We start from the raw sequence: 23,409 nt of genomic DNA, 5'->3' as shown, positions 1-23,409 counted from the left end.
AGACGGCAAAAAGCATCTTTCAGCCCCGAAAATCACTGTTCTGGTTGATGCGCGGGCTAAAATCTCCTTCTGCCATAACAGCCAAGGTACGTGAAACGTCGCCGTTCCGCTCCCAAAATTAGCCAGAAAACCCTAAAAGCCGACAGGTGCTTACCTTCGCGGTCCAAAACCGCTCAAAAACCATCCTCCGCCCTATGCGCCTGCTCGTCATTACTTACTACTGGCCACCGTCCGGGGGCGCGGGCGTGCAGCGGACGTTGAAGTTTGTCAAGCACCTGCCCACCTTCGGCGTGGAATGCACCGTGGTTACCGTCGACCCCGAGAAGGGCGCCTACCCGGTGCTGGACGAGTCGTTGGCGGCCGAAATTCCGGCCGGGGTGCGGGTCATTCGCACCGGCACGTCCGAGCCGTTTGGCTCTTACAAGAAGCTCACCGGCCGCCAGCAGATTCCCTACGGCGGCTTCGCCAACGAAAGCAAAACCAGCCTGCAGCAGCAGTTTTTCAAGTTTGTGCGCGGCAACCTGTTCATCCCCGACCCCCGCCGGGGCTGGAACGGGCACGTGCTGCGGGCCGTGGCCGAGCTGCTGGCCCAGGGCGAAACCTTCGACGCGGTGCTGACCAGCTCCCCGCCCCACTCCACCCAGCTTATCGGCCTCGCGCTCAAACAGCGCTACGGCCTGCGCTGGCTGGCCGACATGCGCGACCCGTGGACCGACATTTACTACACCAAGGAGCTCAACAAAACCCGCCTGGCCCGCTGGCTCGACGCGCGCTACGAGCGGCAGGTGCTGGAGCAGGCCGACGAAGTGCTGGTAACCAGCGCCGACACCAAGCGGCTGTTTCTGGGCAAGTCGCCGCAATTGACGGCCGCCAAGTTTCACGTCATCCCGAATGGTTACGACGAGAGTGACTTTCGGGAGCCGTCTACCCCGCCCCAAGACGCGCTGCTGATAACGCACACCGGCACGATATCGGAAACCTACCACGTCGAGGAATTCCTGCGGGCCTGCGCCGAGTGCGTCCGGCGCCATCCGGCAGTACCGCTGCGGCTGCGCTTCGTGGGCAAGGTTTCGGCGGGCCTGCAGGCGCAGATAGCGGCGGCGGGCCTGGCCGGGCGCACCGAATTTGTGGCCTTCGTGCCCCACGAGGAGTCGGTGGGCTACCTGCTGCGGGCCTCGGTGCTGCTGATGGCCATTCCCGACGTGGCCCACAATTTCGGCATCCTGCCGGGTAAGGTGTTCGAGTACTTGGCCGCCAACAAGCCCATCATCTGCATCGGGCCGGTAGGCTCCGACGCCGACAATCTGCTGCAGGAATGCCACGCGGGCCACGTTTTTGCCTACGATGCCTACGACGCCATGCTCGGCTACCTCGAAGAGCTGGCCCGGCAGTGGCAGCAAAACCCCAACCTGGATTTGCCGGCCCTCAACCACGCCCGCTACTCCCGCCGCGCCCTGACCGAGCGGCTGGCCGGGCTTATCGGCAAGTAAGTTACCGCTTCAGCTTACCCAGCAGGCCTTTGAGCTTGGCCGGCACCCGGCTGGCTACTTCGGCCCGCCAGTCAACCCAGGCCGAGCGGCTGAGCTGCTGGCCCTGCCACTGCCCGATGGCGGCAGCCGTGCGCTGGGCCAGGGTGCGGTAGTGCGGGCGCTGGTAGTGGCGCAGGTTGTTGGTCACGTCGGCCGGTGTGCGCACAAAGTCGCGCACGTCGATGATAAAGCAGTTTTCGGCCGTGGCCACGAAGTCGGCCAGGGCGTGGTTCATCTGCTCGTGCCGCTGCCGGGCCCCGGTTTCACCCGAGCCGGGCACGTCGATTTCGGCCCCGTTGAGCAGGAAAATCGGGACGGTGGCCGGAATTTGCCCGCGCAGCCACCGTAAGTTTTCCTGAAAGCGGGCTGGCGAAATCTGACCCGCAAACTCGAATTCTTGCTGGAAGTGGCGCAAAAAAGCTTCATCCAGACCCCGGAAGCGGCGCTGGGCATACTTGGCGGCCTGGGCCGCGGGCTCGGCTTGCAACAGGTTCTGATAGCCACCGAAGGGAATTTCGGCCCCGGTAGCTTTTTCGCGGTACAGCTCCTGGGTGTAGTCCATCAGGGGACTGTAGACCAATGCGTCGTAGCTCGAATCCCAGAGCCGGGTGTCAAAGGCTTCGCGGCCTAGAAAGGGCAACTCCAGGGCCAAGCGCTGCTTTTCACTTTCCGGCAGCTCCCGGCCCTGCCGCAGCAGCACGGTGTGCTCCACGTGCACCGGAATCTGGTTTTCATTGTTGAAGTTGAACTCCTCCGCCACCGTCAGCTCGTAGGCCTGCAAAAACGGGGTGAGCTGGCCCAAATCGCAGCCGCCCTTAAGTAGCACCCGCAGCTTGTCGGCCGTAGGTTTGGCGGTTGGTTGGGCTGCCGCCGCTGCTTCCGACTCAGTTTGCACGCTAATCCAGTCGGGCTGGTCGATAGTGTTGAGCGCAGTTGCTACTTCGCCCTGCACTTCCAAAGCCGGGAAACCCAGCCAGGCGTAGGTGAACTGCTCGACGCCCAAATGCAGAATCCGGCAGGAAAACACGAGCTGGACCAGGCGGTTCTCGGTCCGGTTTACTGCGTACACGCCCACCAGGCCGTAGTCGCCGAACCGGTCCTGGACCCGCACGGTGCCCCAGCGCTGCTGCGGGTCGCGCAGGTCGGCAGCCAGAGTGTCCTTGCTGACGCGCTGCTTGGTGAAGTTCAGCTGGTTGGAGCGGTTAATCAGCTCCTCAATCCGGTCCAGGTCGGGCCACACCCGGGCACCTTCCCGGAACTCGATGCGCACCTGGGAGTCGCGCAGGAAGGCCAGGTTGTCCTGGTAGCCGGAGCGGGCCTGCTGCTGCCGCTCCAGCAGCTTGTACTGCTCCAGGCGGCTGAAGGTGGGGTCTGGCTTGCCGCTGGCCCGCAGCCGGGGCGCCAGGTGGGGCAGGTCGGCGGGGTCGGCTACTTGTAACTGGGGGTTGTAGTACTGGGCCTCGGCCCGGTTGATGGGGTTGTCGTCCAAAAACAGGGCGTTGGGGGCTCGCAGCTGCATCTTTTCGAGCAGCTCCTTGATAATCGGACCCTTGGGCTGCCAGCTGATCTGGGGAAAGACGAACAGGTCCCGGATTCCGAGCTCAATGAGCTTGGTCTCGGCCAGGGCGAAGTCGTTTTTGGAAACGATGGTGTGCACGATGCCGCGGGCCGCCGTGGCGCGCACCAAGGCCAGATTTTCTTCCAGCTCCTCCACGGCCCCTTCCGAGAGGGTACCCCGCCAAAACGTGTCGTCCAGGTCCCAGATAACGACCTTGATGGGCTCGGAAACTGGATTTTCGGGGCTGATTGTTGGTTTTTCGCTCATGCAATTGGCCCGGCTGCGGGGTATTTCGAGGGCTGAGGTCCGAGAATCTGACGCCGGCGGTCAAAAACGAAAACCTGACCACCAACAACCAAGCCCCGACAAAAGTACGGAAGCTAGGCCGGGAATGCCTACTTTTGCCCTCCTTTCGCCCGCCCGTCGGGCGACAACGGCTTTCCTCTACTTATGAGCCTCGACTTAAATCATAAATCCATTCTGGTAACGGGTGGTACCGGTTCTTTCGGCAAAAAATTCGTGCAGACCGTCTTCGAGCAGTTTCCGCAGGTCAAGCGCCTGGTGGTGTACTCCCGCGACGAGCTGAAGCAGTACGAAATGTCGCAGGTGTTTCCCCATTCGAAATACCCGGCCATCCGCTACTTCATCGGCGACGTGCGCGACGGGGAGCGGCTCAAGCGCGCCTGCGAGGGCATCGACGTTATTGTGCACGCGGCGGCCCTCAAGCAGGTGCCGGCAGCCGAGTACAACCCGATGGAATGCATCAAGACCAACATTTTCGGGGCTGAAAACGTCATTACGGCCGCCCTCGACTGCGGCGTGAAAGACGTGGTGGCCCTGAGCACCGATAAGGCCGCCGCCCCCATCAACCTCTACGGGGCCACCAAGCTCTGCTCGGATAAGCTCTTCGTGGCCGCCAACAACATGAAGGGTTCCCGGGATTTGCGCTTTTCGGTGGTGCGCTACGGCAACGTAATCGGCTCCCGGGGCTCGGTAGTGCCGTTTTTCCTGCAGCGCCGCCATACCGGCGTGCTGCCCATTACCCACCCCGACATGACCCGCTTCAACATCTCCCTGGAGCAGGGCGTGGACCTCGTGCTGTACGCCCTGGAGCACGCCTGGGGCGGGGAAATCTTTGTGCCCAAGATTCCTTCCTACAAAATTACGGAAGTGGCCAAAGCCATCGGCCCCGAGTGCAAGCAGGAAATTGTGGGCATCCGCCCCGGCGAGAAGCTGCACGAGGCCATGATTACCGAAACCGACGCGCTGAGCACCGTGGAGCTGCAGAAATACTACGTAATTCTGCCCTTCACCCCGCGCTGGGACGTGGAGGAGTTTATCCAGCACTTCCACGGTAAGCGCGTGCCCGACGGCTTCTACTACGACTCGGCCAACAACGAGGAATGGCTGACTGCCGAGCAGATTCGCGAAGAAATCCGCCTGCACGTGGATGCCGAGTTTGAAGCGTAACCACTGTTTTTTACCAAAAAAGGCTCTGCCATACGGCAGAGCCTTTTTTGTTGGCTAATGGCGAAGCTATTCCACCACCAGCTTCTTGCTCGCGCTGCCGGCCGGGCTGCTGATGCGCAATGTGTATACGCCTTTGGCAACTCCGGCTAGGGCTAGGCGCATTGTGCCATCCGGGCCGGTGGCGGGCACCGCCTGCCGAAGCACCGTTTGGCCAAGCGCGTTTACCAGGCTCAGGGCGCTACCAGGCTGGCGCAGAAGGGCCGGCAAGGTGACCGTAACTTCCCGCTGAGCAGGATTCGGGTACAAGGCTACTTGGGTACTAAGCTGGGCCGTAAAGCTAGCCAACACCTGCTGGGGGCTGAATACCAGCGTGAAGCGGGTGGTCGTGTACAGCGGGGCGCCAGTGCTGAAGGCATATTCCGGCTGCTGCTGCAGGTTTACCAGAGCTCCGGTTTGCGCGTCACGCAAGTACACCGTTACGCCGGCGGGCAGGTTGAGCAGTTGGGTTGCGGCCAGGGCATAATTGCCAGCTTTGGGGACGTATACGCTCAGGGGCACCGTCACTTGACCGGCCGCCAGGGTATTAGGTAACCCACTGATGGACAGTACCTCGGCACCGGCTTGCACCGAGAGGGCGGCTACCTCGCCGGCCGTGATTTTGTAGGCGTCGTAGGCGGCATCGAAGCCGGCAGTGGCACCTTGTTCGAAGTAAACGTAGGCAGCATCGTGCCGCTCGCCGCTCACCAGATCCAGTTGCACCAGGGGCCGAGCTTCAGTGGTAGCGGGACGACTAAAGTCAGGGCTCAGATAGGTCGTGAGGCGGGCCGAGTTGGTAAAATCCAGACTACCAACGAGGTTAGGGGCTGCCACGCGCACGAAGAACGCCTGCCCGGAAGCAATGTAGCGGGCTTCCCCTACACCATTGACGTAGCTGACGTAGCTACCGTCATACTGCCCCGAGGACTTAAACACGTAGACGGAATTCAGCAGGTTAGTTGCCCCCGTGAACGTCTGGCGCCAGTCGATAGGTGCCGGATACGGGTTACCCAGTAGGTGCCAGCCGCCGTCGGCCTCCTCGTTGCGGGCCAGATTACTGCGGCTAATCGGACCGTTGTTGAGAGGGCCGTCAAACTCCAGCAGCTTGCCTGGGGCAATATTGAAGGTATAGCCCACGCCGACGCCCATCGTGTTGGTAGCTGCGCTGGGGGAATACCAGCCCGCGTTGAAGCCACTGTTGCCGGGGCTTGCGGCCGTCACGAGCCGCTGCTGATCATAGCCGTAGACAGTTGGGAAGGGCGTAACCGTGCCGGGGTAAGCCGCCGAGTTGTAGGCAGGGTTGACCACCGCGGAATAGCCCTGGTAAATAAAGCTGTCGAAGGAAACATTGCTCACCGGGCTGGAATAATGCCGGTAGCCTAGCCCGGGGTTAAGGCCAGGCGCGATATAACGCTGCACTACTGCCCGGCCAACAACGGCAAAATTGCCGTTATTGACAACCATAGCCGTGCCATTGGCGCTCGAGGCCAGCACAACGGCAGCCCGGGGCGTGTTCAGGTTTGCATTCAGCGTCAGCATACCGGTCACGAAGGTGGCCACGTTGAGCTGGGTGGTGGCCCCGGTGGCCAGCGTCAGGTTGCGGATGCTGGGCACCCGGGTACCATCAATGGTGTGGGTGCCCGTGGTAGTCATCTGCACTTCTCCGGCCCCGCTGAATGAGCCATCATTCCGAATACTTCCGGTTACGGTAAATGTGCCATCAACCGTCATCGAGGCCCCGGCATCCACCGTGAAGCTATGCACCGAGGCGCTAGTGCTGAGCACCGGCATACGCGTAGCCGTGGCCTTAATGGTCACGTCGTCGGTGCTGCCGGGTACGAAGCCCGCGCTCCAGTTGGCGGCGTCGGTGTATACGGTGCTAACCGCGCCGGTCCATTCATTGGCGAGTGGGGCAAAGGCGTTGGGAAAATTGGGCAGGCCCAGCTGACTAAGCCGGCCTCCCAAGGCGGGACCAGAATTGCTGTAGTTGCAATCAGTTCCTAAACTATTGGGGTTGTTTATTACCCCCAAGGTGAGACTGTTATAGAGCGCTGCGTAGATTTTGCCGTCCGAAGCCAACTGCAAAGCGCCGATGTAAGCCGACGCGGGCGTGCTAGTCCCAACTAAGGTAGCAGAAGCGGCAATTTCCGTTGCAGAGCCGGCCAGGACATTGAACTGGTAGATGCGGTTACCATTCAGCGTGGAGCCATACAGGCGGGAGCCGTCGGGCGAGAATTCCACCCCGTAGCTCCGAAAGTTTTGCGGCAGCGGCACGTAGTTGGAGAGCATGCCAGTAGCATTGTTGAAGTCAAACAGCTCAAAATTACCGTCTCGAATGGCCAGGGCCAGCTTGTTGCCCGCCGCAGAAGCTTTCATATACCCTACGCCATTGGCATTGTCGGTATTGCCGCCCCCTCCGCTGTGGACAGCCCCAATACTGGTAGTGACGGGCGTAGAACTGATACCGCTGGCGGTAAGCAAATAAGCATAAAAGGTGTTCGTATTCCAGCCGTGGACAACAATCCAGGTATCCTTACCATTGGCATGCCGCACGGCCGTCAGCTTCTCCGTCACTTGTACCGTCGAGAGCTGGGTAGCCCGCGCCGTAACCCCGCCCAGCCCCCCTTGCTGGGTCATGTCAACGAGCGAGTATTTTAAGCCGCCGACCAAGTAATTGTCGCAGCCATCGACGACGAACAGGTAATACTGGGAAGCATTGGCGGGGTTACGCACAATCAAAGCTCCTTGCGTAGCCGATTCATGCCCGCCCAGGTTCTGGCCGTTGGGCATCAGCTGATGGTTACGATTCCAGACGTTGACGCAGTTTGTGTAGAAGAGCAGATTGCCGGCCGGATCCGAAATAGCCGCCGCCGCCTCGTAGGTTACCATGCTGCTCGCGGTGATGGCAGTAGGTAGGCCAGTGGCAAAGCTTAACCCGGCGTTGTTACCAAAAAACCAGTTTTGCGTTTCTTTTTGCGCATAGGCAGAGCTATGCAGTAACCAAAAAAGTACGACAAGTCCCGTAAAGAGTCTTTTCATAGTATGGTGAATGTGCGAGAATAGGTGCGGACCTCAGAACAGTCCAGAGCGAATAGTATCCTACTTAGGTAAAGATAGTACAAAACGGCCCTTGCTACCGTTCTCCACGGGTTATTTGTGAGTGGGCAGGCCGCCGCAACCGTTGACCACTGGCTATATTTGCAGCCGGCCCGGCTAGTGCCCGCTCAGTGTCAGCCTTTCACTTCAGTTTCGCCTTTTCCATGCCTTTCCAGCCCAACCACCCGATTCCTTATGGGCGTCAGCACATCACCGACTCCGACATTCAGGCCGTCACCGAGACGCTTCGCTCCGATTTTCTGACGCAGGGACCGAAGGTGGGCGAGTTTGAGGAAAAGTTTGCCGCATATATAGGGGCCCGTTACGCCGTAGCCGTCAGCAACGGCACGGCGGCGCTGCACCTGTGCACCCTGGCCCTGGGCGTACAGCCCGGCCAGCGGGTCATCACGACTCCCATCACCTTTGCCGCTTCGGCCAACTGCGTGCGTTACTGCGGCGGCGAAGTGTACTTCGCCGATATTGACCCCGCCACGGCCCTGATTGATTTGGTCAAGGTTCGGGCTTTGCTGGAAGCACACCCCAAGGGATATTTTCACGGCCTCATCCCGGTCGATTTTGCCGGCTTGCCGGTAAACCTGGAAGAAGCCCGCCAGCTGGCCGACGAGTTTGGCCTCTGGATTATTGAAGACGCCTGCCACGCGCCCGGGGGCTTTTTCACTGACCGCCAGGGCCGGCAGCAACGCTGCGGCAACGGGCAGCTGGCCGACCTAGCTATTTTCTCCTTTCACCCCGTCAAGCACATTGCTACCGGCGAAGGCGGGATGGTAACCACCAACAGCCCGGAGCTCTACGAAAAGCTGCTGACGCTGCGCACCCACGGCATCACGAAGGACCCGGCCAAGATGCACCGCCACGACGGGGGCTGGTACATGGAAATGCAGACTCTGGGCTACAACTACCGGATTCCGGATATGCTCTGCGCTCTGGGGGTCAGTCAACTCGAGCGGGCCGATGCGGGCCTGGCCCGCCGCCGGGATCTGGCCGCCCGCTACGACGAGGCCTTTGCCGATATGCCCGCAGTTACTCCGCTGGCTACGGCGGCCGGGCATGCCTACCACCTGTATATTATTCAGGTAGTGGACCGCAAAGGACTGTATGACTTTCTGCGCACGAAGCAGATTTTTGCCCAGGTCCACTACATTCCGGTCCATACCATGCCCTATTACCAGGAGCTGGGCTGGAAAAATGGGGACTTCCCGCTGGCTGAGCAGTATTACGCCCACTGCCTGAGCATTCCGATGTTCCCGACTCTGACGGATGAAGAGCAGCAGTACGTAATTGCCAGCATTCGGGAGTTTGTGGCATGAGCAAAGTCGGCATCATCTCTCAGGCCCGCATGGGCAGCACCCGGTTGCCGGGCAAAGTGTTGCTGACGGCCCGGGGCCGCAGCATGCTGGACTTCCACATTACCCGCCTGCAAGCCAGCGGGTTACCGGTGTATCTGGCCACTACCACCGGCCCGGAAGATGACGTGCTGGAGCAGTGGGCCGGGCAGCACCGGGTGCCCTGCTACCGCGGCAGCTCGGCCGACGTGCTGAGCCGCTACTACGAAACGGCCACCCAGTTTGGCCTCGATACCATCGTACGCGTCACCTCCGACTGCCCACTGATTGACGGGGAGCTGATTGGCGGGGCCGTGCAACGCTACGAGGCCGCCGCCAACCCGCAGCTGTATATGAGCAACGGTCTGCAGCGTACCTTTCCCCGGGGCCTCGACTTTGAGGTTTTCTCTTACCAACTACTCACTCAGGCCCAGCAGAATGCCCGAAGCGAATCGGACCGGGAACATGTGACGCCCTATATTCATCAGAATCGGTCGGGTAAGGTGGAGTTTGCCCACGTGCTGCACCCCACCGATGCCAGCCGCTTCCGCATCACGCTGGACACGCCCGAAGACTGGGAGCTGATCAGGGTACTGCTGGAGCAGTACCAGGCTGATTCTCTGCCCACTGAAGCTCTGATTCAGCTGCTGGATACGCACCCGGAACTGGTAGCCCTGAATGCGGCTATTGAGCAGAAGAAATACGATTTTACAAAGTAGGCCCTGTTCCCACCTCCGCCACGCCACTCCTCACTGCATGCGCCTGATTTTCCGCGCCGACGGCAACTCCACAATTGGGCTGGGCCACGTAGTTCGTTCCCTGGCTTTAGCCGATATGGTCCGGGCGGTGGCCCCGTGCTGGTTTGCCATCCAGAACCCGTCGGCGGCCATCCGGGAGTTGCTCCACCAGGCCCAGGTGACGCTGCTGGAGCTGCCCACCCAGCCTACTGCCGAGGAAGCCGCGTACCTGGCCGCCCAGGTGCAACCCGATGACGTGCTGGTGCTGGACGGCTACGCATTTGATACGGCTTACCAAGCCACACTCCGGCACCGCGGCTGCCGGCTGGTCGTCATCGACGACTTGCGGGCCTGGCCTTCGGAAGCGGACTTAATCATCAACCACTCGCCGGGCGTGACGCCGGCTATGTACCAGGCCCGGCCCCACGCACGCTTTTGCCTGGGCCCCGAGTACTCGTTGCTGCGGGCTCCTTTTCTGACCAGCTTCCGCCTGCCCGCGCCGCCCGCGCCCATTGCCAAGGTCCTGCTATGCTTTGGCGGCGCCGACCCGCAGCAGCTGACCCGCCGGTTTCTGGCCGCGCTGCTGCCCCTGGAATCCGTGCGGGAAGTCGGCGTCATTACCGGCAGCGCCTTTCCTTACACCCCGCAGCTGCAGGAGCTGGCCGCCCAACATCCGGCGAAGCGGGTGGCCTTTTATCAGAATGCAGCGGCCCCGGAAATGGTGGCTTTGCTCCAAGGCCACGATGCCGTGGTGTGTCCGGCCAGTACGATTCTGATTGAAAGCCTGTTTTTGGGCAAGGCGGTGGTGACCGGGTATTACGTGGAAAATCAGCGGCACCTGGCTGCCTACGTGCAGGAGCATGAGCAGGCATTTTCCCTGGGTGACTTAAATACTATTGCCGCCGACGACTTACAAGCTACTCTTGCTCAGGTGCTCCAGCGGGCAGCGCACCAGCCGCGTCAACCCTACGTGCTGGCGCCTGGCCCCGAGCGGCTGCAGGCCGAGTTCCGTCGTTTATTGCCCGCCGGCCCCGAAATAGTGCCGTAGATTCCGAACTCGGTTATCTTTACCCAATGGAAGAAACAGCCCTGATTCACCTGAGCAAGCCCTATGTCTCGGAGCGCCTGCTGTTGCGCAGCCTCAAGCCCTCGGATATCGACGACGCTTTCCTGAGCTGGTTTCAGGATGAGGACCTGATGCGGTTTTATACCAACTCCCGCCAAACCCACACCCGGGAGTCGCTGTTACAGAGCATCGAGCAGGGTATTGCTTCCGGCACGGTCTACGTGTTTGCCATCATCGACCGGGAAACCAACGCCTGCATCGGGACCATCAAAGTGGGCCCTATCAACCGGGACCACAAGATTTCGGACCTGGTGGTGCTCATCGGCGACCGGCGCTTTCACGGCAAGGGCCTCGCCATTGAGGCCATCCGGCTGGGCAACGCCATTGCCTTCGAGGAGTTTGGTATTCGCAAGCTCTTCGGGGGCATGTTCGAAACCAACCAAAGCTCTTTTAAGGCCTATACCCGGGCCGGCTGGGTGGAGGAAGGTCGCCTCAAAGGCCATTACTTAGTGGATAACGAGCCCGTCGACCGAATCTTGGTGGCCTGCTTCAATCCCGCATTTTTCCCGGCTTCCGCCTAGGCGGGAACTCCCTTTTGTTTCGCAACGCATGTCTACTGTTTCGATAGGTGGCCGCCTCGTTGGCCCCGACCAGCCCCCGTTTATCATTGCCGAGCTCAGCGGCAACCACAACCAGTCCCTGGACCGGGGCCTGGCCATTGTGGACGCCATGGCCGCGGCCGGCGCCCACGCCATTAAGCTCCAAACCTACACCGCCGACACGATGACCTTGCCCGGCGTGCACCGCATCGAGGACCCCAACTCGCTGTGGTACGGGCGGGAGCTGCACGAGCTCTACCAGGAAGCTCACACGCCCTGGGACTGGCACCAGGTGCTCTTCGACCGGGCCAAGTCCCACGGCATGCTGGCCTTCAGCTCGCCCTTCGACGAAACGGCCGTCGACTTTCTGGAAACCCTCGACGTGCCGGCGTACAAGATTGCCTCGTTTGAAAACACCGACTGGCCCCTGCTGCGCCGGGTGGCCGCCACTGGCAAGCCCGTTATTATGAGCACCGGGGCCAGCACCCTGGCCGAAGTGGCCGAGGCCGTGGCCGTGCTCCAGGAAGCCGGCTGCCGGGAGTTGGTACTGCTCAAGTGCACCAGCACCTACCCCGCCACGCCCGAGAATACCAACCTGCGCACCATTGCCCACCTGACCCAGCTGTTTCCCGACTACCCCATCGGCCTCTCCGACCACACGATGGGCGTGGGCGCGGCCGTCGCGGCCGTAGCCCTGGGCGCCAGCGTGGTTGAAAAGCACGTGACCCTGCGCCGGGCCGACGGCGGCGTGGACTCCGCTTTTTCCCTCGAACCCGAGGAAGTGGCTTTGCTGGTAACCGAAACCGAGCGGGCCTGGCAGGCCTTGGGCCAGATTCAGTACGGCGTGCAGCGAGCCGAGAAAAACAGCCGCCTCTACAAACGCTCCCTGTACGTAGCCCAGAATATCCGGGCCGGCGAGGCCTTTACCAAGGAAAATCTACGGGTAGTGCGCCCCGGCGACGGGCTGCCCCCGCGCTACTACGACCAGCTGCTGGGCAAACCCGCCCGGCAAGACCTGGCCGCTGGTACGCCCCTAACCTGGGAGGCCCTTTAACGGCGGCGTATGACCTTGCTGGCCGCCGCCGTAGCCCGGACTCGCGACATGCTGCAGCTGCGGTTCACGGACCTGTTTGCCTCGTTGCCGGCCCGGACGCTGGCTCCCATTTCCCCGCCCAGCCCCCTGCGTCGCCTGCTCAAAGTGGCCGGCTACGCAGCTTTGCGCCTGGTAGGCAACGTATTTCGGCCCATCCGCAACCCCGAGCGGCTGCAGGGCGCGGTGTGGCTCTACGTAGTGAGCCAGAACAATTACGAGGCCCTGCACTTCCTCCGCGAGGCCCGGGCCGACAGCGTGCTGGTGGCGGGTCAGAGCAAGGAAATCGGGCGCTACAACGCGGTAGTCAACCGGCTGTCGTTGCGGCGGAAGCTGCTGTACTACTGGCAATTTCCTTTTGTCCTGGCGGGCTTGGCTAAGACCGAAGGAAGCCGGGCCTGGCGCTTTTTTGACCTGGTCTTCAACGCCATTGGCTACTACGAAGTCTACGTGCGGGCTTTGCGCCACTACCGGCCCCGGGCCATTGTGCTGGCCAACGACCACAACGACGACGCCCGGGCGCTGCTGCTGGCCGCCCGGGCCTGCGGGGTGCCCACGGCCTACGTCCAGCACGCCAGCGTGAGCACCAATTTCCCGCCCCTGGGCTTTGATCTAAGCTTATTGGAGGGCCAGGACGCGCTGGACAAGTATCGGCAGTGCGGACCCGTGCAAGGGCGCGTCGAGCTGGTGGGCATGCCCAAAGCCGATGCCTTTCTGGCCCGGAAAAACCAGCAGCCGGCCGTGCAGCGGGTGGGAATTGCCATCAACACCCTGGATGAAACCCAGGCCGTAACGGCCGCCGTGGAGTACTTGCTCCGGGAGTTTCCGGACCTGACCTTCACCCTGCGCCCCCACCCCGGCGACCGGCGCGACTTTGGCTTCCTGGCCCAGCAGCATCCCCAGCTGCGCTTTTCCAATGCCCGGGAGCAGAACGTCTTCGAGTTCCTGGGGGAACAGGACGCCCTGATTGCCGCCGACACCAGCACCCACCTCGAAGCCACTTTGCTCAACGTAGTCAGCCTCTACTTCCGCTTCGGCACCCACGGCGTGGCCGACGACTACTACGGCTACGCGGCCCACGGCCTGGTGGAGCGGGCCGAGACGCTGCCGGCACTGGCCGAGCTGCTGCGCCGCTACCAGCAGCACAAATCCCCGGACCTCTACCGCCGTGCCGCCTACTACAACGCCACCCTGGGCACCCCCGACGAAGGCCGCAGCCAGCAACGAGCAGTACGGCTACTAAACGAGTGGCTGGATTCCTGAACGATACTGCGCCCTCTGCGAAAACCACTGCGAACCTCTGCGGGAAACGCTACCAGAACGAGAAACCATGCTGCCCCCCCTGCCTACTACCGCCCCTGTATCTGCCGAAACCCGCCTGAGCTACGTGCTGGAGCACTTCCGGCGGGCGTATGCTGATGTCCCCGCCGTGGAAATTGGCTCCGTCGGCTCGTCCGCGGCGGTGCAGGTGGCGCCAGGCAGCGGAGAGTTCTTCGCCCACACCCAACCCTACCCGCCGGCGCCCAACTACCGCCCGTGGCTGGGCCAGTCGATTCCCTTTTTCTTCGACGCGGCCCCGGATAAGCCCCTGCTGGAGCTGCTCCCCGACCAGCGCGTCATCATCCACGCCGACGTTATCAGCGCGGCCTTTTATTTGCTCAGCGGCTGGCAGGAGTTTTACGGTGAGGAGCGGGACCAGCACGGCCGCTTCCCGTACGCGGCCAGCGTGCAGCACCGCTACAATTTCGTGACGGTGCCGGTGGTCAACTACTACTTCGACGTGCTCAAAACGGCCGTGGAACACGCCTCGGGCCAACAGCTCCAGCTCCGCCGGTGGCCCGCGGAAGCCCGCTGGGCCGCCTTCGTCACCCACGACATCGACAACCTCTACAGCGCCTGGAAACAGCCGGCCAAGGCAGCCCTGCGCGCCGGCAACCTGCTAGGTTTTGGGCGGCACGTCTGGCAACATCTTACCAAGCCCGACGCCTGGGACAACCTGGCCCAGGTACAAGCGGCAGTAGCTTCCTACGGGGCCCAAAGCACGTTTTTCTTTTTGCCCGCGCACCGCCCCGGGGCCAACGGCACGCCCAACGCCGACTACGAGCTAGCCAAAGTCTGGGCGAAGCTGGCCCCGGTCATCGACGGGGCGGCGGTGGGGCTGCACGCCAGCATCGGCAGGGCGACGCACGAGGCTGACCTGCGGCAGGAAGCCCAGCGGGTGCAGCACTGCGCGCCGCGGGAGCCGGTGAGGGGCATCCGGTTTCACTACCTGAGCTGGGAGCCCCGCCTGACGCCCACCCTGCTCGATGCCGTGGGCTTTGCCTACGACACGACCCTGGGCTTTGCCGAGCACTTCGGCTTCCGCAACTCCTACTGCCACCCCTTTCACCTCTTCGACTTCCACACCGGGCAGGCCCACCGCTTCCTCGAAATCCCGCTCCAGGTGATGGATGCCACCTTGCACCACCCCAACTACCTGCGCCTGGCCCCCGACGAAATCCTGCCGGCCCTGCGGCCGATGCTCCAGGATATCGAGCGGTTCGGCGGGGTCTTTACCCTGCTCTGGCACAACGAAAACTTCGACCCGGCCAACCAGCACAACGGCCCGCAGCAGTTCCACGCCATCATGGACTACCTTCGCAGCCGCACCGTGGCCTTCGTCAACGGCGGAGAAATGGTGAATGAGTGAGGTAGTGAATGAGTGAGTTGTCGTTCTATTTGCGCATACCCGCGCAGCCTGAACATCGAACTCACCAGTTCACCAGCTCACTAGTTCACCATCTCACAACTCACTCATTCACTACCTCACTCATTCACAGCTTGGGTATCGTTCAGCGGCAGGGGCTGCGCAACACGGTTATATCGTACTTTGGGCTGGCCCTGGGCTTTGTGAATACGGCCTTCGTGCTGCCGCGCCTGCTGGCGCCCGCGCAGCTGGGCCTGACCACCCTGCTCGTCTCCATTGCTACGGTGTACGCGCAGTTTGCCGCCTTTGGCTTCGCCAGCGTCGGGATTCGGTTCTTTCCCTACTTCCGCAACCGCGAGGCGGGGCACCACGGCTTCCTGCCCTTCCTGCTGGGCGTGCCGCTGCTGGGCTTCGTGGTCATTACGGCCGTGTACCTGCTTGGCAAGCCCCTAATTCTGGCCCAGTACGACCCCGACGACGTGGCCCTGCTCCAGCCGTTCTACGCCTGGGCCGCCTTGCTGGCCTTGTTTACCCTGCTCTACTCCCTGCAGGATGCCTACCTCAAAGGGCTCTACCACACTGCCTTCTCATCCTTTCTGCAGGACATTATCCTGCGCGTGCTCATTGCCGGGCTGGCGCTGTTGTATGGGAAAGGCCTGCTCACGTTTCCCGAGTTCGTGCTTTGCTACATTGGGCTCTACGGGGCCATTGCCTTGCTGCTGACTGGCTACCTGGCTTTCATCGGGGAGCTGCACCTGCGGCCGACTACGGCGGCGTTGCGGGTGCGGCCTGTGGGCGAGATTGTGCGCTTCGGGGCGTTTGCCCTGCTTTCCAGCCTCTCGGGTAGCATTCTGGGCTTTATCGACTCCTGGATGGTGGGGGCGCAGATTAGCCTGGCGGCGGCGGGCGTCTATGGCATTGCCTACAACATCAGCACGGCCCTGACCATCCCCGCCCGCTCGCTCAACAAGATTGCCTTCCCCCTGCTGGCCCAGTACTGGAAAGACCAGGACCTGCCCCGCATGGCCGACTTCTACCGCGACACGACCCGGCTCAATACCATCCTGGGCTGCTACCTGGCCCTGGGTATCGGGCTCAATCTGGACTTCATTTACTCCCTCATCAAGAACCCGGTGTACGCCACCGGCACCACGGCCGTGCTCCTGCTGCTGGCCGGCCGCCTCTACGACGGCATCACCGGCGTCAACGGCCTGATTGTGGTGACCTCGCCCCGCTACCGCTTCGACTTGATTTTCAACCTGTCCTTGGCCGGCATCACGGTAGTGCTCAACCGCCTGCTGATTCCGCGCCTGGGTATTACCGGCTCGGCCCTGGCTACGCTCTTTGCCATTGTGGCCATCAACACGGCCCGCACCTGGTTTGTGTGGTACAGCTACCGGCTCCAGCCCTTCACCTGGCGCATTCCGGTGGTGCTGGCCGTGGCCGCCGGCTCGGGCCTGCTGGTGTGGCTCGTGCCCGCCCTGCCCTCCCCGCTGCTCACCATGCTGCTGCGGGGCTCCCTGCTCACGGGGCTCTACGGCGGCACCTTGCTCGGGCTGGGTCTGGTGCCCGAAGCCCAGCCCTTGCTGAAGAAACTGCTGCGCCGCTAGCCCTCCCGCACAATGTAGAGACGCATACTTGCGTCTCAATCGTTGATGATGTTGTATCTCACAGCTTCAATAGCACGTTGCGCATCGTTCAACGATGAGACGCAAATATGCGTCTCTACACCCAACGACTGGTTACCTGTTCTTCACACGTGAATGGTAGCTCCGAAGTGCTTAGAAGGCACCCTTCACGCGTGAAGAACGCTTGTCAAGACCTTCGGAGGCACCCCGCACGTGTGCGGGGCCACTAAAAAGGGCTTGGGAGGCTATCCGCACGCGTGCGGATAGCCTCCCAAGCCCTCAACAATGATTTTGCACGCGTGCGGAAGGCATCCTAAGACCTTGACAAGCGTTCCGCACGCGTGCGGAGGCCGTCCCAAGCTCTTAACAGGCGTTCCGCACGCGTGCGGATAGGCTTTTACCCCCTCAACATGGCCTTACGCCGCGCCTTGCTCCCGGCGCAGCTTGCTGTGCTTCTTGCCGTAGCCGTAGTAGATGGCTAGTCCGATGGCCAGCCACACGAAGAGGCGCAGCCAGGTATCCAGGGGCAGGGAAACCATCATCAGCACGCAGGTTAGGATGCCTAGGATGGGCACCACCGGCACCCAGGGCGTGCGGAAGCCGCGCGGGGCGTTGGGCTCCTTCTTGCGCATGATGAGCACGCCCAGGCACACCATCACGAAGGCCAGCAGGGTGCCGATGCTGGTCATCTCGCCTACCACGGAGATGGGCACGAAGCCGGCAAAGAGGCTAATGAATACGCCCAGCAGCAGGTTGGACTTGTGCGGGGTGCTGAAGGTGGGGTGCACCTCGGCAAACACTTTCGGCAGCAGCCCGTCCTTGGACATGGAGAAGAACACCCGGCTCTGCCCCATCAAATCAACGAGGATAACCGAGGTGTAGCCAATGAGAATGGCAATGATGATGGCCGAGGACAGCCAGCCGTAGGGCGTCTTCTCGATGGCAATGGCCACCGGGGCGGCACTGTCCTTGAACTCCTTGTAGTTGGCCACGCCCGTCAGCACGTGCCCGAAGAGAATGAACAGCACCGTGCACACCAGCAAGGACCCGATGATGCCGATGGGCATGTTGCGCTGCGGATTCTTGGTTTCCTGCGCCATCGTGGCCACGATATCGAAGCCGATGAAGACGAAGAACACGACCCCGGCCCCGCGCAGGATGCCGCTCCAGCCAAACTCCCCGAACACGCCCGTGTTTTGGGGGATGTAGGGCTGGTAGTTGGCAGGGTCGATGTATTGCCAGCCCAAGGCAATGAACACGAGCACGACGGCGACCTTCAGCGTGACCACCAAAGCGTTGAACCACGCCGAGCCCGAGGTGCCCCGGATGATAATGGCCGTAATGGCCAGCACGATGAGCATGGCCGGCACGTTGACCACCCCCGACACCACGCCCCCATCGGCCAGGGTGGCCTTTTCGAAGGGCGACATCACCAGCTGGGGCGGAATGTGGAGGTTGAACTTGTCGAGCACCTTGACCAGGTACTGCGACCAGCTGATGGCCACCGTGGCCGCCCCGACGGAGTACTCCAGAATCAGGTCCCAGCCGATAATCCAGGCGAAGAGCTCCCCCATCGTGGCGTAGGAATAGGTGTAGGCCGAGCCGGCTACGGGCACCATGGAGGCAAACTCGGCGTAGCACAAGGCCGAGAAGGCGCAGCCCACGGCCGCCACCAGGAAGGACAAGGTCACGGCCGGACCGGCGTTGTTGGCCGCCGCGATGCCAGTGAGCGAGAACAAACCCGCCCCGATGATAACGCCAATGCCGATGGCCACGAGGCTAAAGCCGCCCAAACTACGCTTGAGCGTACCCGCCCCCGTTTCGGCTGCTTCGGCGCGAAGCAGCTCCAGTGATTTTTTAAGCATACAAAGTAGTAGGAACCCGCCGCGGCGGGCTCAGAAGTGAAGAGGATTCCGGCTGCGGCCTACGCGCTGCTGCAACAACGACTGGCCCGCGCAACGGCGCCGGGCCCGGCCGCAACCGGAAATAGAAAAGAGTACGAGGAAAGGGCTCCGCAGACGCGGGAGCCGGGCGGCATCTAGGCCGCAGGGGCCAGCGCCCGGTGCTTTAGCAACAGCAACAACACCGGCCCATACCGGCTACGGCCACAACGGGCACAGGCAGCACAATCACAAACGGGCAGGCGGGGGAAGCGGTCCACGGCAACTTGTTTTTATATGGGCAGGAATTGGCACCGTTCCGCCAGGGGGCGGGGGGTTGCCGGCGCTTCGCGGAGCCTGTCTCTCAGCGCCTCTGTATAAAAACAATCCTTTGGGCAAAAGAATTGATGGCGCAAAGGTAGCGCGGGCCGGGCCGGATTTGCAACCGGGGCCGTAAATTCGCCGCCACGGGCCGGTCATGATGGGTTGGCAAGCCATAAGAACGTCCTGCGGAACAGCGCACGAGCCCTGGCGAATAGAACGTCATGCTGAGCGGAGCAACGCGCAGCCGAAGCATCTCTACCGCCAAAGTAAATAGGATTACCATTGCAGTAGAGATGCTTCGGCAGGCTCAGCATGACGGTTACTAGTGCCCGCGAGATGTCTCGCCTTGCTCGACATAACGTTCTTTTTGCATCATCAACGCCGCTCGGGCTGGTTGCGGCCCGTCCAGTCCACTTGGCGCCCAGCTCAACCTAATGCAGGTAAAAGCAGTAGGTGTCGGTACGGCTTCGGCGCCGGCGTGCGGCCTGCCCTGACGGCTTAACTTCCTCCCTTCTCCTTACCGGCCGGGTGGCCGACGGCTTTGTAGGCCGCTAGGCACTCGTAGAACCCAGCCCGGCCCTTCCCCACCCTATGCACCCCGGAGTAAAAACCGCCCTGAAAGTAACCGGCTACACCCTTGGCTCCCTCGTGGGCATTGCCGGCCTCTACGTCGCCTCCTCGTTTGCCCTGTCGCGCATTCCGGTCAACGCCCAGGACCAGGACCCGGCCGAAGACGTGGACATCTACATCCTTTCCAACGGCGTGCACACCGACATCGTGACGCCGGTGCGCACCCGCTACATCGACTGGACCGAGCTGGTGCCCATCGACAACACGCCGGCCCGCGACGCGTCGGCGCAGTTCGTGGGCTTCGGCTGGGGCGACAAGGGCTTTTACCTCGACACGCCCACCTGGGCCGAGCTCAAGCCCAGCACCGCCTTCAAGGCCATGTTCCACCTGAGCTCCTCGGCCATGCACGTCACCTTCCACCGCACCATGCGGGAATCGGAGAGCTGCGTCAAAATCCGCATCAGCCAAGAAGAGTACCAGCGGCTCATTGCCTACATCAAGGCCAGCTTCGACTACGACGCCCAGGGCCGCCCCTACTACATTCAGGGCCACAGCTACGGCCAGCACGACTCCTTCTACGAGGCCCAGCGTACCTACAGCTTCCTCTACACCTGCAACACCTGGGCGAATAACGGCCTGAAGGCCAGCGGGCAGAAAGCCTGCTTCTGGACCGCCTTCGACTCGGGTATCTTCTACCAGTACCGCCGCAAAGGCCCCAACGTGGTGCGGGAAGCGGCCAAGTCGGTGGCCTGGCACAGCTACGCGGCGGCCAGACCCAGGCGCAGCCGGTAGCAGTTCATGGCCGTGGTGCTGAGCTGCTGCATGAGCTTGTAATTGGCCACCGCCCCCACCGCCGCCCCAATGACGGGCACGAGCTGGGCCAGCTTGGCCAGGTCGATATAGTCGCGGTATTCCTGCTGAAACGTGCGCCAGTCGAAGGCCTGCGGGTCGGTGGGCAGGGTCTGGCGGTAAGCGGCCCAGTCGGCCACCCGGCGGTACACCTCGTTGCGGCTATGCTGGCTGGAAAAGGCCAGCTGAAACACGTGCAGCAGGTACAGCCGCTCGGTGTAGTCGTGGGCATCGAAGCCGTAAAGGGCCGCCACTTCAAACAAGAACTTGAGCTTGAGGCCCAGCAGCAAGGGGAAGTCGGCCAGGCCCAGCAGGATGCCGCCGGCCCCGGTTACGGCCCCTTCGGCGGCGGCCGTGGTGCGGTAGTACTGCAGGTGGCGGCGCACGGCGTCTTCGCGCGCCTGCAGCGTGCCCTCGGCTACTGGCCGGCGGCTCGTGTAGCGCGAGCCCAGCAGCACGCCCCGCACCATCTGCTTAATAGCCGCCGTAATGGCCTGATGGACCTTTTCGGGCAGCAGGTTGTTGAGCCGGATCTGGATTTGGCGGGCAAAGCGGTTCAGGTACGACGGGGCCCGCTGCATCCGCTGCTGCCACTGCCGTAGTTCTTCCTTGGCCTGCTCTTCGTAGGTGCTCATGGCCCCAAGGTAGCGCGAACTTTGTAGTTCGCGCCTCCGCGCCGTTAGAGTCGTTCTGGTGCACGAGCTACAACCGAAAGCCGGCGCAGCCAAAGTTCGCGCTACGGCACTAGTAGTTATAAGAAACGCCCACCGACACGCCCGTCGACCGGCCCAGGTTGCGGCCCGACACGTACTGGCTGGCACCCAGCACCACGCCCACGCCCTTCGTAATGGGCCGGAACACGCTGGCCCCGATGCGGGCATAGTTGACGCGGGTAGCGGGGAAGTACAAGTCGAAGCCGGGCTGCAGGATGTCGGTGCCCTTGCTACTCGACTGCTGGAACGAGGCCCAGGCCTCACCGTAGAACTTCAGGCCGGCGTAGCCCACCTTGGCGTCGGCAATAAAGGCGTTGGGCACCCGGCCGGTGCGCAGGCTGTAGCCGGCCTGCCCCGTCAGGAATACGCCCGAAGCCGTTTTGAGGTGGGCAATGCCCAGGGTGTTGAATTTGGTGGCCCGGTTGCCGATGGCAATGATGTACTCCAGGCCCTTGTTCGACTGGTAGTTGCTGGCCGGCGTCGTGACGCCCACCACGCCCAGCAGATCCAGCACGCTGTTGCCGACGGTTGTGGAGTAGGTCTTGAACTTGAGCAACCCCGAAATGTCCTGCAGGCCGCTGCGGCTATTGGTATAGCCCTGCCCGTTGCCCTGCCCCTCCGACTTGATGTACGGCAGGCTGAGCACGGCTTCAACTTTGTCACTGATACCGTAGTTAGCGTACACGCTCACCGAGGAAACCTTGATTTCCCGGAAAATCGGCACCTCCCCCACGGTTTCGGGCACCAGGTACACGCTCTTATAACGCTCGGCCGTGCCGGTAAACGAAACGGAGCCGTGGCCCTTGCCCACCATGAAGCCACTGACCAGGCTTTGGGCTTGCGCCTGGGAGCCGAACAACAGGGCGGCCGAGAGCAGAAGAGAAAACGAGTAGATTTTGTGCATACAGACAGAAAAAGGCAAAAAGGGGCGGGAAGATGTGCGCGGCCCCGGAAAAACAATACTAAGCCAATATTGTTCAGCTTGCCGGAGGCCGCAAATTTACGCGGCCGGTTTGCCGCCGGATTTCCCAGCCCGGGAATTATTTTTAGGGTATTCCCAACCCGGGAAATCCAGTGGCGGAGCCGGCTCGTTTGTATGCCCTACCAAATCCCGTATCCTCGCTCTTTTACAGCCGGCTGTTGCCCATGAAATACTCTCTACCCTCCCTTACTGCCGTGCTTTTTGCCACGGCCCTCACTTTCTCCGGCTGCTCCAAGAACACCGAGGCCGACCCCTCCATTGCCGGCATTGCCGTAGCCAACGACGACTTCAGCGTGCTCGAGGACGCAGCCATTCGCGGGGGCGTGGTCGAGGTATTGTCCAATAAAAACCCGGCGGACCCCCAGGGCAATTACACCGTTTTTGCACCTAATAACGCCGCCTTTGCCCGCCTGGGTTTGCGGCAGGCCACCGATTTGCAGGCCCTGCAAACCAGCTTTCTGACCAGCACCCTGCTTTACCACGTCACGGGTGGCACCCTGGCGGGCAGCGCCCTGCAGGCTGGTTCGTCGTCGGCCTCGGCCCTAGGGCCGGTGCGCCGCATTGTGAACCGCAACGGCAGCCGCTACGTGAATGGCTCCCGCATTGTGGCCACCGACGTGAAGGCCTCCAACGGCACGGTCCACGTCATCGACAAAGTGCTGCTGGCCACCGGCGCCGACGTAGTGCAGTCGGCCGTGGCCGTCAGTACGGGTAAGGTATTCGTCAAGCCCGACCTGCAGTACCTGGTCTACGCCGTGGTGTACTGCGGCTTGGCCGGGGCCCTGTCGGAAGGCAGCCCCCAGCTTACGGTGTTTGCCCCCAACGACCAGGCTTTCAAGGACCTCTACAAGCAGTTTGGCATTACGCTTACCGAGCCCAAGGACCTGGAAAAGCTACCCAACGCCAAGGAAACCCTGACCAAAGTGCTGCTGGGCCACGTGGTGCTCGGCTCCCAGGGCGGGCAATTCACCCAGTTTACCAGTGAACTACCCGCCAATGCCACGTTGCCTACGCTGGGCGGCGGCAGCCTATTTTTCGGCGACTTTAACGGCGGCCTGCTGCCTGTGCAGGGCGAGGGCAACGGCACCGCACAGGCTAGCATGACCATTCCCGATATCCTCTGCACCAACGGCGTGGTTCACATCATCGACCGAGTTCTGCTGCCGAAGTGATAAACTGAAGTAATATTCCTACTTTTGCGGCTATATTTCACAGGTATAGCCCTATAGATCAGAAGGCCAGCCTGTTCCGTT

17 protein-coding genes and 1 riboswitch are annotated in these 23,409 nt (G+C 62.0%); of the genes, 12 read left to right on the top strand and 5 right to left on the bottom strand.

The features are described 5' to 3' along the window. Positions 1-194 precede the first annotated feature (194 nt). On the top strand, positions 195-1,490 hold the full coding sequence (locus CLV45_RS05810; protein WP_245882709.1) for a glycosyltransferase family 4 protein: 1,296 nt from the start codon (positions 195-197) through the stop codon (positions 1,488-1,490). Position 1,491: 1 nt separating this feature from the next. Here the strand turns inward: CLV45_RS05810 and CLV45_RS05805 are convergent, their stop codons facing one another. Beyond that, the gene (locus CLV45_RS05805) at positions 1,492-3,354 is read right to left on the bottom strand and encodes a hypothetical protein (RefSeq protein WP_100335437.1); all 1,863 of its coding nucleotides are present in this window, start codon (positions 3,352-3,354) and stop codon (positions 1,492-1,494) included. Between the two features lie 183 nt (positions 3,355-3,537). Between CLV45_RS05805 and pseB the strand changes: the two genes are divergently transcribed. After that, positions 3,538-4,557 (top strand): UDP-N-acetylglucosamine 4,6-dehydratase (inverting), encoded by a 1,020-nt coding sequence (gene pseB, locus CLV45_RS05800; RefSeq protein ID WP_100335436.1) that lies wholly within the window; start codon positions 3,538-3,540, stop codon positions 4,555-4,557. Between the two features lie 66 nt (positions 4,558-4,623). Here pseB and CLV45_RS05795 read toward each other — a convergent pair whose 3' ends face one another. Next, positions 4,624-7,482: a T9SS type A sorting domain-containing protein gene (locus CLV45_RS05795; protein ID WP_157807316.1), complete on the bottom strand. Its 2,859-nt coding sequence runs from the start codon at positions 7,480-7,482 to the stop codon at positions 4,624-4,626. A 371-nt stretch (positions 7,483-7,853) separates the two neighbouring features. Here CLV45_RS05795 and pseC point away from each other — a divergent pair, with 371 nt between their 5' ends. The 8 genes from pseC to CLV45_RS05755 all read left to right on the top strand — a co-directional run bounded on the left by pseC (position 7,854) and on the right by CLV45_RS05755 (position 16,820). Next, on the top strand, positions 7,854-9,017 hold the full coding sequence (gene pseC / locus CLV45_RS05790; protein WP_100335434.1) for a UDP-4-amino-4,6-dideoxy-N-acetyl-beta-L-altrosamine transaminase: 1,164 nt from the start codon (positions 7,854-7,856) through the stop codon (positions 9,015-9,017). Continuing rightward, on the top strand, positions 9,014-9,751 hold the full coding sequence (locus CLV45_RS05785) for a cytidylyltransferase domain-containing protein (RefSeq protein WP_100335433.1): 738 nt from the start codon (positions 9,014-9,016) through the stop codon (positions 9,749-9,751). Before pseC ends, CLV45_RS05785 begins: the two co-directional genes overlap by 4 nt. Before the next feature lie 37 nt (positions 9,752-9,788). Beyond that, positions 9,789-10,817 carry a UDP-2,4-diacetamido-2,4,6-trideoxy-beta-L-altropyranose hydrolase gene (gene pseG / locus CLV45_RS05780; RefSeq protein WP_157807315.1) on the top strand — a complete coding sequence of 343 codons (1,029 nt, stop codon included), beginning with the start codon at positions 9,789-9,791 and terminating at the stop codon, positions 10,815-10,817. A 26-nt stretch (positions 10,818-10,843) separates the two neighbouring features. Further along, positions 10,844-11,416: a GNAT family N-acetyltransferase gene (locus CLV45_RS05775; RefSeq protein WP_100335431.1), complete on the top strand. Its 573-nt coding sequence runs from the start codon at positions 10,844-10,846 to the stop codon at positions 11,414-11,416. Between the two features lie 28 nt (positions 11,417-11,444). Beyond that, positions 11,445-12,488, top strand: a complete 1,044-nt coding sequence (pseI, locus tag CLV45_RS05770) for a pseudaminic acid synthase (RefSeq protein ID WP_100335430.1) — start codon at positions 11,445-11,447, stop codon at positions 12,486-12,488. Positions 12,489-12,497: 9 nt separating this feature from the next. Further along, positions 12,498-13,787 carry a glycosyltransferase family protein gene (locus tag CLV45_RS05765; RefSeq protein WP_245882703.1) on the top strand — a complete coding sequence of 430 codons (1,290 nt, stop codon included), beginning with the start codon at positions 12,498-12,500 and terminating at the stop codon, positions 13,785-13,787. 67 nt (positions 13,788-13,854) lie between these two features. Beyond that, positions 13,855-15,213, top strand: a complete 1,359-nt coding sequence (locus tag CLV45_RS05760) for a DUF7033 domain-containing protein (protein WP_100335429.1) — start codon at positions 13,855-13,857, stop codon at positions 15,211-15,213. A gap of 131 nt (positions 15,214-15,344) precedes the next feature. After that, positions 15,345-16,820, top strand: coding sequence for an oligosaccharide flippase family protein (locus CLV45_RS05755; RefSeq protein WP_170061816.1), 1,476 nt, complete (start codon positions 15,345-15,347; stop codon positions 16,818-16,820). A 434-nt stretch (positions 16,821-17,254) separates the two neighbouring features. On the opposite strand, the gene CLV45_RS05750 is transcribed toward CLV45_RS05755, so the two are convergent. Further along, positions 17,255-18,703: an amino acid permease gene (locus CLV45_RS05750; protein WP_100335427.1), complete on the bottom strand. Its 1,449-nt coding sequence runs from the start codon at positions 18,701-18,703 to the stop codon at positions 17,255-17,257. 305 nt (positions 18,704-19,008) lie between these two features. Continuing rightward, positions 19,009-19,102, bottom strand: a riboswitch (SAM riboswitch). A gap of 531 nt (positions 19,103-19,633) precedes the next feature. On the opposite strand from CLV45_RS05750, the gene CLV45_RS05745 reads away from it, so the two are divergent. Further along, the gene (locus tag CLV45_RS05745) at positions 19,634-20,404 is read left to right on the top strand and encodes a TIGR02117 family protein (RefSeq protein WP_100335426.1); all 771 of its coding nucleotides are present in this window, start codon (positions 19,634-19,636) and stop codon (positions 20,402-20,404) included. On the opposite strand, the gene CLV45_RS05740 is transcribed toward CLV45_RS05745, so the two are convergent. Continuing rightward, positions 20,371-21,096, bottom strand: coding sequence for an EcsC family protein (locus CLV45_RS05740; RefSeq protein WP_100335425.1), 726 nt, complete (start codon positions 21,094-21,096; stop codon positions 20,371-20,373). The two genes, CLV45_RS05745 and CLV45_RS05740, sit on opposite strands and share 34 nt — an antisense overlap. A 109-nt stretch (positions 21,097-21,205) precedes the next feature. Then, a complete protein-coding gene (locus tag CLV45_RS05735) occupies positions 21,206-22,078 on the bottom strand; it encodes a hypothetical protein (protein WP_100335424.1) in 873 nt (290 codons plus the stop codon). A gap of 242 nt (positions 22,079-22,320) precedes the next feature. Here CLV45_RS05735 and CLV45_RS05730 point away from each other — a divergent pair, with 242 nt between their 5' ends. Continuing rightward, positions 22,321-23,328 carry a fasciclin domain-containing protein gene (locus CLV45_RS05730; RefSeq protein WP_100335423.1) on the top strand — a complete coding sequence of 336 codons (1,008 nt, stop codon included), beginning with the start codon at positions 22,321-22,323 and terminating at the stop codon, positions 23,326-23,328. Positions 23,329-23,409 lie beyond the last annotated feature (81 nt).

It is taken from the genome of Hymenobacter chitinivorans DSM 11115 (assembly GCF_002797555.1).
Taxonomy (GTDB): Bacteria; Bacteroidota; Bacteroidia; order Cytophagales; family Hymenobacteraceae; genus Hymenobacter; species Hymenobacter chitinivorans.
This window is presented reverse-complemented; position numbering and strand designations above follow the sequence as displayed.